The following is a 17,685-nucleotide window of genomic DNA, read 5'->3' as shown; positions in this document are numbered from 1 at the left end:
TATGAAGGATAAACGAGTTCACCGTATTTCAGAAGAAGTGAAGAGGGAACTCTCCGACATCATTCAAAATAAATTGAAAGATCCTCGGATCCCTCCCTTGACCAGCGTCTCCTTCGTCTCCGTGACGCGGGATCTTTCCTTCGCCACCGTGGGCATCTCCATTTTCGGCGACGATGAGGCGAAAAAAGATGCCATGGAGGGCCTTGAAAGTGCCAAAGGCTTCATGAAGAAGGAATTAGGCAGCCGATTGAAATTAAGAGCCATGCCGGAATTGATTTTGGAGCTTGACGAAAGCATCGAAAAGGGCATGGCCTTGGAAGAAACCATTAATAAGGTTATGGAATCGGAGCATCGCGGTGAGTGAGATCAAGGTATTCGCCGATCAATTAAAGAAAAAAATTGAAGATGCAAACGTCGTCGGCATCCTTTCCCACAAAAGCCCCGACGGCGACAATCTGGGCAGCTTAGAAGCCATGTGGGGCTGTTTAAAGGGTATGGATAAAAAGGTGATCTACATCTCCAACGACGATGTGCCGGCAGATTTCACCTTCTTGCCCTCCACGAAAGCCCGTGTAGCCATCGACGACATTCACGAGCCCCTACCTCTTATAATCGCCTTAGATTCCTCCGACGTTCATCGCTTCGGACCCGAAGGCGAAGCGCTCTTTAAAAAAGCGGCCTACACGGTGAATATCGATCACCACATGAGCAACGATCATTACGCCGATTTAAACTATGTCTCGCCGAAAGCCACCTCCACGGGAGAAGTGCTTTTTCGGATCTTTGAGGCCATGGATATCCAGCTCACACCGGCTATGGCCACGGGGCTTTACACGGCCATGTCCACGGATACGGGGAGCTTTCAATACGACAGCGTCACCGGAGACACTCACCGCATTATAGCCGCTCTCTACGATGCCGGCTGCGATCACAACATCATGGTGCGATCAGTGTATCAGTCGATGTCGAAGGAAAAACTGGCCCTTCACGCTCGTGTTCTCTCCAATCTGAAATTTATGGCGGACGGGAAAGTCTCCATCGCGATTTGCCGCCTGGAAGATACAAATGTTACCGGCGCGCCGAAGGATGCGACTGAGGGCATTGTGGAAAAGGCGCGTAACATCGACGGCGTCGAAATGGCCATTTTCCTGAAGGAAAAGGCCGAGGAAGTGAAGCTGTCTTTCCGCTCAAAAAGTTATTTGGACTGCACGGAATTTGCCTCCGTCTTCGGCGGCGGCGGCCACATCCGCGCTTCCGGTGCATCGCAAAGGGATTCGCTGGAAAATGTTCTGGCAAAGGTAGAATCCTTGGTGCGGGAAGAAATAGAAAATCAATAACGATGAATGGCATTTTATTAGTGGATAAACCCGCCGATTGGACTTCCCACGACGTCGTACAGAAAATGCGCCGATTGTTTGAGACAAAGCAAGTCGGACACACGGGGACCTTAGATCCCATGGCTACGGGCCTTTTGCCTATATGCATCGGAAAGGCGACAAAGGTGGCGGAGTATATTTCCGACGATAAAAAAGCCTATGTCGCACGGGCGGTGAGGGGCATACGCACAGACACGGCAGATACGACGGGCGTGATCTATGCCGAGAGCGAATCGCCGATTCCCGAGAATTTCGACAATGTACTTCAAGGCTTTATGGGAGAGCAGCTGCAGCTGCCGCCTATGCACTCGGCTCTGAAGTACAAGGGGAAAAAGCTTTACGAGTACGCCCGCAAAGGCATTTGCGTACCGAGAGAAATGCGACCCATCACGGTGACGAAGCTTGCTTGCTTAGAACAAGACGACGAAGAGATCAGCCTTCTGGCCGAAGTCTCCTCCGGCACGTATATCCGCACCCTTTTAGACGATATCGGTGTGGCGGCAAAGTGTTTTTTAACGATGTCGGATCTTCGCCGAGTGTCAGTGGGAAACGCCACCGTCGAAAGCGCCTATACCATCGAGGCGTTGGAGGCTATGAGCCTCAATGAACGAAAGAGCCTGTTGCTTCCCATGGACCGGCTTCTCGACCATCTTCCGCCGATTCATTTGCCGAAAAAGCGGCTAAAGCCCATGACCAACGGAATGTCTTCGCGAATTTCATTTCCCGTGGATAAAGCTCCCCTTTACCGCATTTACGCCGGGGATGTGTTTATCGGCTTGGGCGTCGTGAAAGAAGAAGATGGCACGACGAATGTTTGCATGAAAAAAGTTTTAGTTTGAGGTGTTTATGGAGGTTATTCAAGTCGATTTAGATTCTGAAATTTCCCGTGAGGCGACCATTGCCCTGGGTAATTTCGATGGATTGCACAGCGGTCACCAAACATTAATCAAGGAAGTCGTAGCGATGGCAAAGAAATTAAATTGCCTCTCTTCCGTTTTAATGTTTAAGACCCACACAAAAAACATGACTGACGGCATTTCCCAAGAACTTTTAACCTCGCGTTCACAAAAACACGACATTCTTCGTGAAATGGGCATCGATGTAATTTATGAAATTGAATTTAACGAGCGCATCATGCGGCTGAGTCCGGAAGCCTTCGTCGTCGATTTTTTAGTCGGTCACTTGAAGGCCAAGGGCGTGGTGGTCGGCTACGATTACCGCTTCGGCTTTAAGGCCTCCGGTGATGTGAATACCCTGGATGCGCTTTGCAAGGCCCATAATCTGGATCTGGCTGTAAAAAAAGCCGTCACCTACGACGGAGAGGCCGTATCCAGTACGCGCATTCGATCCGCCGTAAAAGAAGGGGATGTTAAGCTCGCCGAAGCCCTTTTGACGCGGCCATTTACCATTCGAGGCAAAGTGGTCCCCGGAAAGCAACTGGGTCGCACCATCGGTATTCCCACGGCAAATATTCTTTACAACGCCAACTATGTCGTGCCGAAATACGGCGTTTATCTTACCGGCGTCACCGTCGAAGGGGAATTTTACTACGGCGCCACCAACATCGGCACCAATCCCACCTTTGCGGAGCAGGGGATAAAAGTGGAAACTTATCTTTACGACTACAAAGGCGAGAGTCTCTACGGAAAAATCATGGACGTCGCTCTTTTGGATTTCATCCGACCGGAGATTGCCTTTGACAGCGTGGAAGAATTAAAAGCGCGCATGGACCGGGATCTGAAGTTCATGGAAGAACAAATTCATCAAGAAGAATTTACAAAGTAACCGGTTAATGGTAAAATAACAAGGTATTGTTAGTTTGGCTCAGTTTGTCGATCCTCGACGCTTACTTGGTCAAACCGAATTTAAATTAGGAGGAAATTATGTTATCAAAAGAAAAGAAACAAGAAATCATCAAAGCGTATCAAAGAGAAGAAGGAGACACCGGTTCTCCCGAAGTTCAAGTAGCAATTTTAACCTACACCATTAATACGCTGAACGAACACTTAAAAGAACATAAAAAAGACCACCACTCTCGTAGAGGTCTTTTGAAAATGGTCGGTAAGAGACGGAACCTTCTCCGCTATTTAAAGAACAAGGATGTGGAACGTTACAGATCCCTTATCGAACGCTTGGAAATCAGAGGTTAAGACAGTATTTTAAAGAGCGGGCGACCGCTCTTTCTTTATAGAGAAAAGAGAGTGACATGTATAAAACATATACGACAATGTTAAATAACGAGCCTCTTCATATAGAGATCGGGAAGGTCGCCAAGCAGGCCAACGGTGCCTGTTGGGTAAGACAAGGCGAAAGCGTCGTTCTCGTAACGGCCACGGCATCGACAAAGGCTCGCGAAGGGGCGGATTTTCTTCCCTTAAGCTGCGATTACGAAGAAAAATATTATTCCTCGGGTAAAATCCCCGGCGGCTTTAACAAAAGAGAAGGTCGCCCCGGCACCAACGCCATTTTAACCAGTCGACTCATCGACCGGCCCATTCGCCCTCTTTTTCCGTCGGATTACCATCACAGCATTCAAGTAACGGCTACCGTACTCAGTTACGATTCCGACTATCCCACGGATATCTTAGCTATGATCGGCTCTTCCGTCGCCCTGTCCATTTCGGACATTCCCTTCCAAGGCCCCACGGGATCCGTGCGGGTAGGCCACATCGACGGTGAATTGGTCCTGAATCCTTCGGTGGAGGATCAAAAGCGTTCCCGCTTAAATCTCGCCGTTTCCGGTACCGCCGATGCCATTATGATGGTGGAAGCGGAAGTGGATTTACTGGAAGAAAGCGACGTACTTGATGCCATCTTCTATGCCCATGAAGAAATTAAAAAATTAGTCGCCTTTATCGACTCCATTGTCGACGAAGTGGGCAAAGAAAACATGGAATACGAACGCCTCATCATCGACGAAGACTACAAGAAAGCCATTTATGATGCGGTCTACGACAAAGTGGCAGAAGCCCTTTGGATCGCCGATAAAACGGAACAAGGCCACGCACTTTCGAAGATCAAAGACGCCCTTATCGCCGATTTGGAAGAAAAAGAAGATTACAGAGAGGTTCAGGTCAATACGATTTTTGAAGACTTCACCCAAGAAATCTTCAGAAAACAAATTCTCGTCGACAGAAAACGAAGTGACGGCAGAAGCTTCACTGAAATTCGCCCCCTCTCTTCGGAAGTCAGTCTTTTGCCTCGCGTCCACGGCAGCGCCCTCTTTACCCGCGGTCAAACCCAGGCCCTCACATCCGTCACCTTGGCGGCTTTAACGGAAGGGCAAATCATCGACGGTTTGGATCCGGAATACACGAAGCGCTACGTCCATCACTACAATTTCCCCTCGTATTCTGTCGGTGAAACGCGCCCGCCGAGAAGCCCGGGTCGCCGCGAAATCGGCCACGGAAACTTAGCTGAGAGGGCCTTAATTCCCGTGCTCCCCACGGAAGATGAATTCCCCTACTACATTCGCGTGGTCAATGAAATTTTGGAATCCAACGGTTCTTCCTCGCAAGCAAGTATTTGCGGATCCACCTTGGCATTAATGGACGCCGGTGTGCCCATTCACGCACCTGTGGCCGGTATTGCCATGGGTCTTATCGACAACGGAGCCGATCCCGTAATTTTAACGGATATTCAAGGCCTGGAAGACCACTACGGCGACATGGACTTTAAAGTCGCCGGCACCTCCGAAGGCATTACCGCCCTTCAAATGGACATTAAAATCGACGGCGTATCCAGAGAAATCCTCTCCCATGCACTGAAACAAGCGCACGACGCCCGCATGGAACTCTTGGCCCACATGAAGGGCACCATTGAAGCGCCGAGAGCAGAACTTTCTCCCTATGCACCGAAGATTACCGGGCTTCAAATCGATCCCGATAAAATCGGTGAAGTCATCGGTAGCGGCGGCAAAGTCATTCACAAGATTACGGAACAAACCGGCGCACAAATCGAAATCGAAGACGACGGTCGCGTATCCATTATTGCCAACGACGACGGCGCCCTCGTGGCGAAGAAAATAATCGAAGACATCGTTCACGAATTGGAAGTGGGCGAAATCTTCGAAGGCACGGTTACGAAAGTTGTGGACTTCGGCGCCTTTGTTGAAATCCTCTGGGGCCGCGAAGGTCTGCTCCACATTTCAAACATCGACCACAAGCGCATCGCCAAAGTGGATGATGTCCTGAAAGAAGGAGACAAGGTGAAAGTTAAAGTTATGAATCTGGAGCGGGGGAAGATCGGCCTTTCCAGAAAAGCACTTTTGCCGAAACCGGAACGGAAACAAAACTCCGAAGAAAAAAAGTACGACGATAAAGACAATAAATAAAACGAAAACCGCTTCGGCGGTTTTTTTTATAAAAAGGAGATTCTATGAAGGTCAAAGTAATCAATAAATCCCATCATCCCCTTCCGTCCTATAAAACCGAAGGTTCCTGCGGCATGGACTTGCGCGCCAATTTAGATGCGCCGAAAACCCTAAAGCCCTTGGAACGTGCCATGATCCCTACGGGGCTTTACTTTGAAATACCAAAGGGCATCGAAGGGCAAGTTCGGGCGAGAAGCGGTCTTTCCCTGAAAAAAGGCATTACATTAATCAACGGCATCGGAACCATCGACAGCGACTACCGCGGGGAACTGGGCATCCTCGTTGTGAATTTATCCGATGAATCGGTAACCCTCGAAGACGGAGACCGCATCGCCCAAATGGTCTTTATGGCCTACAAGGTGGCCGACTGGATTCAGGTGGATAGCTTAGATGAACTCTCGAAAACTGAGCGAGGCGAAGGTGGATTCGGCCACACGGGCCTCCGTTAAAATTAGGTAGAGGGACGTAAATTATGTTATAATAAATCCGAACATATATTTGATGAAATGAGGATTCCCTTGCCAAGAAAAAGAAAAACCACGAAAAAAAAGACCGTCGCTCAGAGCCAACAAAAGGCTTACATGATCGGGGGCTTCATCATCATTTTGGCCATTCTTTCCATGTTGAGCCTTTATAGCGAGCAAATGGGCGTATTCGGAGATCTCACCTCTTCGGTCATTGGTGTCTTATTCGGAAGAGTCGGCCCTGTTTTTTGTGCCCTGCTTTTTGTTATCGGCCTGTTTTTCATCACCGACTGGGACGTAAAGACGAAGTTTAAAGTTTTGGCCCTGGGTATCACCGTTTTTCTCATGGCAATTTTAATTACCTACGACCCCGCGCGCCCGAGTTTAAGCTGGAACGCGCGATTAAACCTGACGGGCCCTTATGTGGATCCGGGCTTCTTAGGTGAAAACTTCGCCCGCTTATTTGTCGGTCTTCTGGGTACCGTGGGAAGCATCACGGTCATGGTTTTAATCACCTTCTTTACGATCTATCACCTACCGTCGAAAGCGCGGCGCACCATGATGAAAGAAAAAATGGCAGCGTATTTCCGCGAGAAGAAAGAGGCCGGAGAAAAGCTGCGCATTGAAAAAGAAAAGGCCGAGCCGAAAGAAGAGAAGAAGCCGACAGGGAAAAACAAAAAAGCAAAGAAAGTTATTTCCTCCGGCGCCGAGGCCTTTAAGGAATTTGAATCGCCGAAACAAAAGGCAGCCGAGCCCGTAGAAATCCGCGATTATCGACCGGCCGTCGAGGAAAAACCGAAGCGCACGGAAACCCTGAATGAAACGGAAAAAGAAGCCTTCGCGAAAGATATGCAGACGGAAGTTCAGGAATCGGTCTATCATTTTCCGCCGATAAAATTACTGAAAAAGCCCGGTGCAGGACCTGTGGCCGGCGACGAGGACATTCGGAAAAATGCCGCAATTATCCAGGAAGTCATGGATAATTTCAACGTGGATTGTCGCGTTCGCGCCATTAACCGCGGCCCCACCATTACATCCTACGAATTGGAGCCTTCTCCCGGCGTGAAGATTTCAAAAATCGTCTCCCTGCACGATAATCTCAGTCTGTCCTTGGCGAGTCCGGGCATCCGCATTGAAGCGCCGATTCCGGGGAAAAGTGCCATTGGGATCGAAGTGCCCAATAAGGAAAAAGACAGCGTCAATCTTCGCGAGATCATCGAAAGCAATGTTTTCGACGCCTTGGATTCCACGGTGCCCCTTACATTAGGTAAAGATATTAGCGGAAATGCCATCGTTTCATCCATCGATAAAATGCCCCACCTTTTAATCGCCGGCGCAACGGGTTCGGGGAAATCCGTGTGTATTAACAGTATTTTAATGGGCATTTTGTACAAATCGGCACCTGAAGATGTGCGCTTAATTCTCATCGATCCGAAAGTGGTGGAACTGGGGATTTACAACGGCATTCCCCATCTTTTGATTCCCGTCGTTACGGATCCGAAGAAGGCGGCCTTTGCCTTGGCATGGGCCGTGGACGAAATGGAAAAACGCTACAAGGCGTTTGCCGAAACCGGGGTACGGGACGTATCCGGCTACAACGAAAAAATGAAGGCCGCAGGGGAAAAGACCATGCCGAAAGTCGTCATCGTCGTCGACGAGTTAAGCGATTTAATGATGGTGGCGGCAAAAGAAGTGGAAGACTATATTACGCGACTGGCGCAAATGGCCAGGGCGGCTGGAATCCATTTAATTCTCGCGACCCAGCGCCCGTCTGTTGACGTCATTACGGGAACCATCAAGGCGAACATTCCCTCGAGGATCGCTTTTTCTGTGTCCTCTTCCATCGATTCCCGCACGATTTTAGATATGTCCGGCGCGGAAAAACTTTTAGGAAAAGGGGATATGCTCTTTTATCCTTCAAGCTTCCCGAAACCGAAGCGCCTTCAAGGGGCCTTTGTTTCAGACCAAGAAGTGGAAAATGTGCTTGAATTCGTAAAAAATCATACGGAAGCTGCTGAATACGACGAAGAAGCCCTGGATACCATGGAAAAGAAAGTCCAAATGGCCGTTACCGACGAGGATCCTCTCTTGTATGACGCCGTCGATATCGTACTGACTCAAGAACAGGCTTCCATTTCCTTTATTCAGCGGAAATTAAAAGTGGGCTATGCCAGGGCCGCACGCATTGTGGACCAAATCGAAGAAATGGGCATTGTCGGGCCAAACGAGGGTACGAAGCCGCGGAAGCTGCTCATGACAAAAGAACAAATCGAAGAAATGAAGAAAAATCAGGAGAATATATGAAAAAAGTGTCCATCGTTACTTTAGGGTGTTCCAAAAACGACATCGATTCAGGACAAATGCGCGGGGTCTTAGACGAATCTCGTTTTCTGTTTACCGATCAGGTGACAGATGCCGAGGTAATCGTCGTCAATACTTGCGGTTTTATTGATGCGGCAAAGGAAGAATCCATCGACACCATTCTGGATCTGGCCAAGCTAAAGGAATCGGGCAAACTGGAAACCTTGCTTCTCGCCGGCTGTCTGGCGCAACGCTACCCCGATGAACTATTAGAATCCATCCCGGAAGCGGACGGCATCTTAGGACCGGGGCATATTCGCTCCATCAATGAAGCCATTGAACAGGCGGAAAATCACGAAAAACCGATTTTTGCCGCTTCCCTTGAAAATGACTATATTGAAGAGGCCCGCAGGGAAGAAGTCTCCGTTACCGAATACGTAAAAATTTCAGAAGGCTGCAACAATCGCTGCGCCTACTGCATCATTCCCTTTCTAAAGGGAAACAACCGCAGCCGCACCATGGAGCATATATTAGATGAAATTCGCCACTTAGTTGAAAGAGGCACTCGCGAGGTCATTCTTATCGGCCAAAACTCCACAGACTACGGCATCGACCTTTACGGAAGATACGCCTTGGTGGATCTGTTAAAGGCATTGAGGGATATCGAGGATCTGCGTTGGGTGCGAATCCTTTACGCCTACCCGGATCATTTCGACGACGCCCTCATCGATGAAATGAAGAATAATCCGAAAATCCTTCCCTACATCGACATTCCCATTCAGCACGTGGCGGATCCCGTATTAAAAGGGATGAATCGAAAGACCGATCGCCGCGCCATCGAGTCCTTAATTACCCGTTTGCGAAGCGCCATGCCTGACATAGCCATTCGCTCCACCTTTTTACTGGGCTTTCCCGGCGAGACGGACGAGGATTTTCATGAAGTCCTTGATTTCTTAGAAGATTATCCTCTGGAGCGTGCCGGGGCGTTTGCCTATTCCCGTGAGGAAGGCACGCCGGCTGCCACCATGGCGGATCAAGTGGCCGATGATGTAAAAGAAGCCCGCGTAGATGCCTTTATGGCGGCGCAAATGGATCGATCGGAGCGCCTCATGGAAAAACAAGTGAGCCGCACATTGGAAGTTTTGGTGACAGAAATAACCGAAGAAGGCGCCATCGGTAGGAGCTATTTAGATGCGCCGGATATCGACGGCATGGTTTCGATTTACACAGATGAAAATTTAGCTGTCGGCGACTTTATAAAAGTTGAAATTACCGAGTCGACGGCATATGATTTAGGTGGTGATTATATTGAACATTGCAAATAAACTGACGATTATGCGCCTCTTTCTTGTGCCTGTCTTCGTCATCTTGTTTTTAATAAATACCCCGGCAACGCGCCTCATGGCCTCCCTCGTCTTTTGCGTGGCAGCCTTTACGGATTTTCTCGACGGGCATTTGGCGCGGAAGTATCATTTAGTGACCACCTTCGGAAAATTTCTCGATCCCTTAGCCGATAAGGTGCTTACGATCTCCGCCTTTATTATGCTGGTAGAAGAAGGAGTCATTCCCGCATGGGGCGTAATTATTATCGTCGCCAGAGAATTGGCCATTACGGGCTTTCGCATTTTGGCCGCATCGGATAATATCACCATAGCGGCTAGCCCCTTCGGTAAGATTAAAACCATTACGCAATTGGCATCTTTAATCGCCTTATTGTTTTCGCCTCCCATTCCCGCGACCATCGGCATCGTTTTATTCTATGTCGCTGTCCTACTCACGGTATTAAGCGGCGTGGACTACTTGGTGAAAAATAAGGGTGTCTTGGATTTAGAAAATATATAGGAGCACCTATGAAAGCAGAAATTATTACCATCGGAACGGAAATACTGATCGGATCCATTTTAAATACCAATGGCCCCTATTTGTCGCGAAAGCTCACCGATGCCGGCTACGATGTGGAGTATCACGCCTCGGTAAGGGACAAGTATGAGGCCATTCGCGACGCCATCGAGACGGCCCTTGAAAGATCCAATGTTATCTTTCTTTGCGGCGGACTCGGGCCGACCCAGGATGACATGACGAAGCAGGCCCTGGCCCACGCATTGGATTTGCCCTTGATATTCGATGAGAAGCAATGGGACTATATTCGCAATGTATCCATGAGCTTTTCTAAAAATATTACGGAAAACAACAAGCGCCAGGCGGAATTTCCGGAAGGAGCCGTCGTTATTCCCAATGCCAAGGGCACGGCTCCGGGATGCATGCTGGACTACGAGGGCAAGCAATTCTTTATGCTTCCCGGACCCCCGCGAGAATTCGAGCCCATGGCCGACGACATTGTCGCCAATTACCTTAATCCGGTGCATGGTAAAAACTTTATCACCAGTTTGCGCCTGGTTAATATCGGTGAATCCAAGTGTGAGTCCATGTTCCGCGAAGCGAAGATCGAAACGGAAAATGTGGAAATCAACACCTTCGCCAAGACCGGCGAAGTGGAAATAAAAGTCATCGCCCATGCGGAAGATGAAGGGGAAGCCGAAATTATCGAGAAGGAATACGCAGAAGCCCTTCGCGCCCTTCGGGAATTATTCGCCGAGTTTATTTACGGCGACGGCGAAAGAGATGTCTTTGAAACCTTGGTAGATTGTCTTACAAAAAAGAATTTGACCATCAGCTTTGCCGAATCCGTCACCGGGGGCAATATGGCCCACATGATAACCTCCGTCGCCGGCGCAAGCAATGTGCTCCACGAAAGCTACATCACCTACAGCGACGAGGTAAAAGAAAAGTTATTGGGCGTGAAACCCGCCACCATTTCCAAAGATACCGTGGTATCTGAAACTGTGGCTTCGGAGATGAGTCGCGGTCTCTACGAAAAGACAAAGAGCCGCTACTGTGTGGCCACCACGGGGGAAGCCGGACCGGAATCGGCCACGGGAAAAGAAGTGGGCACGGTTATTTACTCCATTCGAAAAGACGGCGAAGAAGTGTTAAAAGAAAGCCGCATGTACAAAGGCGATCGCACCACGATTCAATATCGTAGTTCGAAATACATTTTGGCACGGATTTTATTACATGAGTTAGGAGAGGAAAATGGACGAGAGTAGAAAAAAAGCATTGGACGATGCCATCGCGAAAATTGAAAAAGAATACGGCAAAGGCGCCATTATGCGTCTGGGCGAAAACGCCAATTTAAACATCGAATCCATTCCCACAGGCTCCTTAAGTCTCGACATCGCCCTGGGAATCGGCGGCATTCCCAGAGGCCGTATCATTGAAATTTACGGTCCCGAATCTTCCGGTAAGACCACCCTGGCGCTGCACATGATCGCGGAAGCGCAAAAGCTCGGCGGCACGGCGGCCTTTATCGATGCGGAACATGCCCTGGATCCCCAGTACAGCAAAAATTTAGGCGTCGACACGGAAAACTTAATTATTTCCCAGCCGGATACGGGAGAACAGGCCCTTGAGATTACAGAAAGCTTGGTTCGAAGCAATGCCGTGGATCTCATCGTCGTTGACTCCGTGGCGGCATTGGTGCCCAAAGCCGAAATCGAAGGTGAAATGGGGGACAGCCACATGGGGCTTCAGGCCCGTCTCATGAGCCAAGGGCTCAGAAAATTAACCGGCGCCATCAGCAAATCCAAAGCCTCCGTTATTTTCATCAATCAATTGCGCGAAAAAATCGGCGTCATGTTCGGCAATCCGGAAACCACAACCGGCGGTCGGGCTCTTAAATTCTTTACCACCGTTCGCATGGATATTCGCCGCATCGACAGCCTGAAAAAAGGCGATGACATTATCGGTAATCGCGTCCGTGTAAAAGTGGTAAAAAATAAAGTGGCCCCTCCCTTTAAAAAAGCGGAATTCGACATCATGTACGGCACGGGCATTTCCAAAGTGGGCTCCGTCCTGGATGCCGCCGTTGAAGCGGGCATTGTGGAAAAATCCGGCTCCTGGTTTAGCTATGGCGATGCAAAGCTCGGCCAAGGTCGGGAAAATTCCAAGGCTTATCTCAGCGAAAATAGCGATCTTTTGGCTGAAATCGATGAAAAAGTGCGTATCCACTACAATTTAGGCAACAAACAGGTCAACGAAAGTGGGGCCGGCGAACCTTCCGAGGAGGAATAGTCGTTGAAATTCCTGTACTTCACAGATAGTCATATTCGAGGGACGAATCCGAAATCAAGAACGGATTCGTTTTTCCATACGGTTAAAACTAAATTACAGGAAATTCAATCCGTGGCACGGGAAGAATCCGTGGATTATATTCTACACGGCGGCGATTTATTCGATCGTCCCGACGTATCTATTTCCGTTATGAATGAGATAATTCCCATTTTAAAGGGATTCTCCGCGCCCATCTACGCCATTAGCGGCAATCACGATATTTACGGCCACAACCCCGTCACCTTGCCCAGGACCATGATGGGGCTCTTGGACACCTTGGGCATCATTCATTTGATTAACCACCGGAAAATTCTCTTAAAAGACGAACATACCACGGTGCAATTAAGCGGCTCCCCCTATATTTACGGCCTGGATCGGGAGGAAAACCGACAACTTTATATCGTCGAGGAAAAAGATCCCGATGCGGACTACGCCATTCACTTGGTGCACGGCTTTTTAATGGCCGGTGAAGTAAAGGCCATGTTTTCCCACACGACCATCGACGATATTATCCACACAAAGGCGGATCTCACCCTGTCCGGACACTTGCACGACGGCTTTCCCATGGTGGAAAGGGAGGGCAAGGCCTTTCTTAACCCCGGCGCCATGGTGCGAATTTCCAATTCCATGACCGAATTGAAGCGACGGCCGAAGTTTGTTCTTATCGATGTGGAAAAAGACCGGGCGAGTATCGAGGTGAGGGAGCTGAAATCCGCCCTACCGGGTGCTGAAGTATTGGACCGCTCGGAAATCGAAATGCACAAATTTAAGCGCCAGGAACTGGCCGAGTTTAAGGAATCCATCGAGCGTTCGGGCAATTACGATCGCATCAATTTTTTTGACCTCTTGGCCGACATATCCGCCAACGAAAAATTGGACCCCGCCATTAAAGAAGAGGCAATGAAGCGCATCGCCCAAGTTCAGGAGAGGAGAAGCACGGTATGAATTCCATCGAAAAAATTATTCTCGTGAATTTCCAATCCCACGTTTTCTCCGAGCTCTCTCTTTCTAAAGGCGTCAATGTCATTGTAGGCCCCTCCGACAGCGGAAAAACTGCCATTATGCGTGCCCTGCGCTGGAATATGTTTAACGATCCTTCCGGCGTGGAGTTTGTTCGGGAAGGGGAAACGGAAGTCGCCGTCACCATTCGCTTCCAAAACAAGGTGGAAGTGGAACGTCGGCGCAGTCGGTCGAAGAATCAATACATTTTGCGTCAACCGGGTGAAGAAGAATTGATCTTTGAGGGCTTCGGCAAAAATGTGCCGGCGGAAATCGAAGAGGCCATCGGCATAAAAAAAGTCATGTTGGATGATAAAAAGTCTTTGCCTTTGAACTTTTCCGATCAACTGGACGGGCCCTTTCTCTTGCAGGAAACCGACGCCTACAAGGCCCAGGCCATCGGGCGTATGGTGGGTGTCGATTTATTGGACGAAACCATGCGCGATACCCTTCGGGACAAGAAGCAGATTTCCATACGACGAGAGATGCTTCAAGGCGATTTAGAGGAGACGGAAGAGTCACTCAATGCCTTTTCTGACTTAGACGATAAGATTGCCGTGAGGGACAAGGTAAGCGAGATTCTTTTTGCTGTGTCTGACCGTCGCGAAAAAGTGGAATTAGCAAAGGCGTATAGCGAAACCCTTTGCGCTATACAAAAGGCACGCCGTGAGGCGGAAGAAATTTTAAATCGCTACGCTGTATTGGATGCTTTGGAGAAAAGCATTCATTCCCTGCACAATAAGGTAAATCAATACGGCCGGGAGCGGCTGCTCTCGGATTTATTTAAGCATAACGCTGCCAACCGGCAACAGGCGGCATCGGTCTTGCGTACTTATGAAAATATGGGATTGCTCGAGGAGAAGATTCGCGACATGGCTTCCTATAAAAGCACTTACGACACCATGCTCCCACTGTGCCATTCCCTTGCATCGGCTCGAAACTCAGCCAAGATCAATGAAAAGCTTTTGGATTCGACCAAGGGCGTTGATGCCGTTCGCGCCATGGATCTGCAAAAAAAATTCGATCAACTTATCGACTACCGAGCGCTGTCCCTTGCCTATTCTGAATTGAACCGGCGGATAAACATGGGCGAAGCTTTTCTGGCACGCTTCAGGCAATTAGACGCCCTGGACAAATTGAGTACGGAAATGACCGAATCCTTGGAAAAGGATCGATCCCTTCGAGTCCTTTTAGCGGAACAAAAAAGGCTCAATACGGAAAAAGAAAAACTTTCCGGCGACATCGAAGGTTTCATCGATAAAGATAAACGGGCCATGGACGCGTATTTAAACGGCCTTTCCGGAGCCGGCACCTGTCCCTTATGTAAGCAACCCATCGACGGGGATGCCCTACACGCCATTAGACATAGTTTGGAGGATTAGGATGAATTTAGAACAACGGATCAGCGAATTAAATCAGCGCTACGAACAGGCCAAGGATACGCGCAAGCGCGCCGAGTGGCGAATGGAAGAGCTGGAGCGTGAAGAAAAGGAATTAAACGAAAAGATCAAGGCCCTTGGATTCGATCCAGACACTTTGGAAGACGAAATTAAGCGCATGGAATCCGAAATCCTTCGCCTGTTGGATGAGGCGGAAAAGCTTCTGCCCGAGGAACAAGCATGACCTACGAAGAGGCCTGCCAACGCTTTGAGCGCTTCTCAAAGGAAGTCAGCCGACGGGAGGGCATTCGCGATTCCATTCTCGAACAGGTTGAAAAAAAACGACTGGCAATCAAAGAAGTGGAAGCGGAGGAAAAAAAGCTCAACGGTGTAGTCTTTCTCCTTCAAAAAGCTGCCGACTTTTCGAGAAATCAGGCCACACACCAAATCGAAGACATCGTCACCCAATCCATCGCCTACATTATGCAAAACAGCTCCCGATTTATTGTGGATCTGTCAGAAAAGCGCGGGCTTCCCATCGCCGAGTTTTTCGTGGAATCTGATTACGGCGACTATAAGGTAAAGACAAAGCCGGAAATGAGCCGAGGCGGCGGCGTGGTGGATATTGTAAGCCTGGCCCTTCGCATCGCCTTTTTGGAGAATCACCGGCCGAAAATGGACGGGCCCCTTTTTCTCGACGAGCCGGGCAAGCACATTAGCGACGATTACATTTTCAACATGGGGGAATTCGTGAAGGAATGTTCCCGCCTATTTTCCAGACAAATTATCATGGTTACCCACAACGATTACCTGACGAATATCTGCGACAAGGCCTTTCGCGTCGACATACGAAACGGCATAAGCGACGTCGTCGAGCTCATTGCCGAGGCCGAAGCGTCGTCATGACACAAAGGGACTGCCTATTGCGGTCCTTTTTTACTGCAAAGAATGTAGCAAACATAAATCAGCAAAACAAAAGATTCAAATTATGATATAATAAACAAGTGGTTTATACCATTTGAATCATGAAAATTAAATAAGGAGGTGTTCCATATGCCCGCCTATTTAGTACCCTTTATAGTGGCATTGGTAATTGGAATCCTCGGAGTAGCTATTGGTTATTTTTTACGCAAATCATTGGCTGAAGGAAAGCTCAACCATGCGGAAGAACTAGCGAAGAATATCATTATTGATGCGGAACGTGAAGCCGAAAACAATAAACGCGATATTTTATTCCAAGCGAAAGAGGAAATTCACAAGCTTCGGGATACGGTCCAACAGGAAAGTGATGCTCGAAAAATCGAACTGCAGCGCTATGAAGATCGTTTGAATTCTAAAGAAGACCTGCTTCAATCGAAAAGTGCTACCTTGGAAAAAAAGGAAAGCCAAATTTTCGATCAACAAGCACGTATTCAAGAGAAGGAAGATTTGATCGACGAATTGGTGGACAAGAAGTCCGAAGAAATTCAACGGATCTCCGGCTTATCGAAAGAAGAAGCCAAGCAAATCCTTCTCAACGAATTGGAAAATGAGTTGACACAGGAATCGGCAGTGAAGATTCGTGAATACGAACGCTACGTCAAAGACGAAAGCAAAAAGATCGCCCAAGACGTTATCGTACACGCCATTCAACGGATCGCCGCCGACGAGGTTGCCGAGTCCACGGTCTCCGTGGTCAACTTGCCCAACGACGAGATGAAAGGCCGCATTATCGGTCGAGAAGGCCGAAACATTCGCGCCATCGAAGCGTTAACCGGCGTCGATTTAATCATCGACGATACGCCGGAAGCGGTCGTCGTCTCTTCCTTTAATCCTATTCGCCGAGAAATTGCACGCCTGACGCTGGAAAAACTCGTTCTTGACGGGAGAATCCACCCGACGCGCATCGAAGACACGGTGGAAAAGGCGAGACAGGAAGTGGATGATATTATCAAGGAAAGCGGCGAGGAAGCGGCATTTGAAGCCGGTGTTCACGGCCTTCACCCTGAACTGGTGAAGTACTTGGGCCGTTTGAAATTCCGTACCAGCTTTGGACAAAACTGTCTGCGCCACTCCGTTGAAGTATCGAAAATTGCCGGCTACTTAGCCGAAGAAATCGGTATCGATTCGAAACTGGCGAGACGTGCCGGATTGCTCCACGATTTAGGAAAATCCATCGACCACGAAGTGGAAGGACCCCACGTGGAATTAGGTGTGGAACTTGCGCGGCGCTACAAGGAGCCTGAAGCCGTTATCAACGGCATCGAAGCCCATCACGGCGACGTGGAATTCGATTCTCTGGAATCCGTCTTAGTCCAGGCGGCCGACGCCATTAGTGCGGCTCGACCCGGTGCACGACGTGAAACCATCGAAAACTACATTAAACGATTGGAACAATTGGAAGAAATCGCCACCGGTTTCGACGGCATCGAAAAATCCTACGCCGTACAAGCCGGTCGGGAATTGCGCATTATCGTAAAACCCAAGGAAATCGACGAGGCCCACATGGTGACCACGGCTCGAAACATCGCCAACGAAATCGAAGCACAGCTTGATTTCCCCGGTCAGATCAAAGTCAATGTGATCCGCGAAACCCGCGCCATCGAATACGCCAAATAAAAAAACCTGCCTACGGGCGGGTTTTT

General features: G+C 49.0%; 17 protein-coding genes. All 17 read left to right on the top strand.

Features of this window, described 5'->3' with window-relative positions; all coding sequences use genetic code 11:
- Position 1 precedes the first annotated feature (1 nt).
- The 17 genes from rbfA to rny all read left to right on the top strand — a co-directional run bounded on the left by rbfA (position 2) and on the right by rny (position 17,659).
- The gene (gene rbfA, locus WKT05_RS04110) at positions 2-364 is read left to right on the top strand and encodes a 30S ribosome-binding factor RbfA (RefSeq protein ID WP_215508521.1); all 363 of its coding nucleotides are present in this window, start codon (positions 2-4) and stop codon (positions 362-364) included.
- A complete protein-coding gene (locus WKT05_RS04105) occupies positions 357-1,337 on the top strand; it encodes a DHH family phosphoesterase (RefSeq protein ID WP_340413012.1) in 981 nt (326 codons plus the stop codon). Before rbfA ends, WKT05_RS04105 begins: the two co-directional genes overlap by 8 nt.
- Positions 1,338-1,339: 2 nt before the next feature.
- Positions 1,340-2,215 carry a tRNA pseudouridine(55) synthase TruB gene (gene truB, locus WKT05_RS04100; protein WP_340413011.1) on the top strand — a complete coding sequence of 292 codons (876 nt, stop codon included), beginning with the start codon at positions 1,340-1,342 and terminating at the stop codon, positions 2,213-2,215.
- A gap of 7 nt (positions 2,216-2,222) precedes the next feature.
- A complete protein-coding gene (locus WKT05_RS04095) occupies positions 2,223-3,161 on the top strand; it encodes a bifunctional riboflavin kinase/FAD synthetase (protein WP_340413010.1) in 939 nt (312 codons plus the stop codon).
- Between the two features lie 98 nt (positions 3,162-3,259).
- On the top strand, positions 3,260-3,526 hold the full coding sequence (gene rpsO, locus WKT05_RS04090; RefSeq protein WP_108831746.1) for a 30S ribosomal protein S15: 267 nt from the start codon (positions 3,260-3,262) through the stop codon (positions 3,524-3,526).
- 56 nt (positions 3,527-3,582) lie between these two features.
- Entirely contained in the window at positions 3,583-5,709 is a 2,127-nt protein-coding gene (locus WKT05_RS04085; protein WP_340413009.1) for a polyribonucleotide nucleotidyltransferase, read from the top strand.
- A gap of 44 nt (positions 5,710-5,753) precedes the next feature.
- Positions 5,754-6,197 carry a dUTP diphosphatase gene (gene dut, locus WKT05_RS04080; RefSeq protein ID WP_340413008.1) on the top strand — a complete coding sequence of 148 codons (444 nt, stop codon included), beginning with the start codon at positions 5,754-5,756 and terminating at the stop codon, positions 6,195-6,197.
- A 69-nt stretch (positions 6,198-6,266) separates the two neighbouring features.
- The gene (locus WKT05_RS04075) at positions 6,267-8,516 is read left to right on the top strand and encodes a DNA translocase FtsK (protein ID WP_340413007.1); all 2,250 of its coding nucleotides are present in this window, start codon (positions 6,267-6,269) and stop codon (positions 8,514-8,516) included.
- A complete protein-coding gene (rimO, locus tag WKT05_RS04070; RefSeq protein WP_340413005.1) occupies positions 8,513-9,838 on the top strand; it encodes a 30S ribosomal protein S12 methylthiotransferase RimO in 1,326 nt (441 codons plus the stop codon). The genes WKT05_RS04075 and rimO overlap by 4 nt, the downstream gene beginning before the upstream one ends.
- Positions 9,822-10,355, top strand: coding sequence for a CDP-diacylglycerol--glycerol-3-phosphate 3-phosphatidyltransferase (gene pgsA, locus WKT05_RS04065; RefSeq protein ID WP_340413004.1), 534 nt, complete (start codon positions 9,822-9,824; stop codon positions 10,353-10,355). The genes rimO and pgsA overlap by 17 nt, the downstream gene beginning before the upstream one ends.
- A gap of 8 nt (positions 10,356-10,363) precedes the next feature.
- Entirely contained in the window at positions 10,364-11,620 is a 1,257-nt protein-coding gene (locus tag WKT05_RS04060) for a competence/damage-inducible protein A (RefSeq protein WP_340413003.1), read from the top strand.
- Entirely contained in the window at positions 11,607-12,644 is a 1,038-nt protein-coding gene (gene recA, locus WKT05_RS04055) for a recombinase RecA (RefSeq protein ID WP_215508511.1), read from the top strand. Before WKT05_RS04060 ends, recA begins: the two co-directional genes overlap by 14 nt.
- A gap of 3 nt (positions 12,645-12,647) precedes the next feature.
- Positions 12,648-13,628 carry a metallophosphoesterase family protein gene (locus WKT05_RS04050; RefSeq protein ID WP_340413002.1) on the top strand — a complete coding sequence of 327 codons (981 nt, stop codon included), beginning with the start codon at positions 12,648-12,650 and terminating at the stop codon, positions 13,626-13,628.
- Complete coding sequence (locus tag WKT05_RS04045; protein ID WP_340413000.1) at positions 13,625-15,064, top strand: AAA family ATPase; 1,440 nt, start codon at positions 13,625-13,627, stop codon at positions 15,062-15,064. Before WKT05_RS04050 ends, WKT05_RS04045 begins: the two co-directional genes overlap by 4 nt.
- Position 15,065: 1 nt before the next feature.
- A complete protein-coding gene (locus WKT05_RS04040; protein WP_215508508.1) occupies positions 15,066-15,305 on the top strand; it encodes a hypothetical protein in 240 nt (79 codons plus the stop codon).
- Positions 15,302-15,967: an ATPase gene (locus WKT05_RS04035; RefSeq protein WP_340412998.1), complete on the top strand. Its 666-nt coding sequence runs from the start codon at positions 15,302-15,304 to the stop codon at positions 15,965-15,967. The genes WKT05_RS04040 and WKT05_RS04035 overlap by 4 nt, the downstream gene beginning before the upstream one ends.
- A gap of 147 nt (positions 15,968-16,114) precedes the next feature.
- Positions 16,115-17,659, top strand: coding sequence for a ribonuclease Y (rny, locus tag WKT05_RS04030; protein WP_340412997.1), 1,545 nt, complete (start codon positions 16,115-16,117; stop codon positions 17,657-17,659).
- The last annotated feature ends 26 nt before the right edge of the window (positions 17,660-17,685 follow it).

The organism is Peptoniphilus sp. HCN-40583 (genome assembly GCF_037892835.1).
Classification (GTDB): domain Bacteria; phylum Bacillota; class Clostridia; order Tissierellales; family Peptoniphilaceae; genus Aedoeadaptatus; species Aedoeadaptatus rachelemmaiella.
Note: the sequence above shows the minus strand (reverse complement) of the source record. Positions and strands in the feature narration are given on the sequence as shown.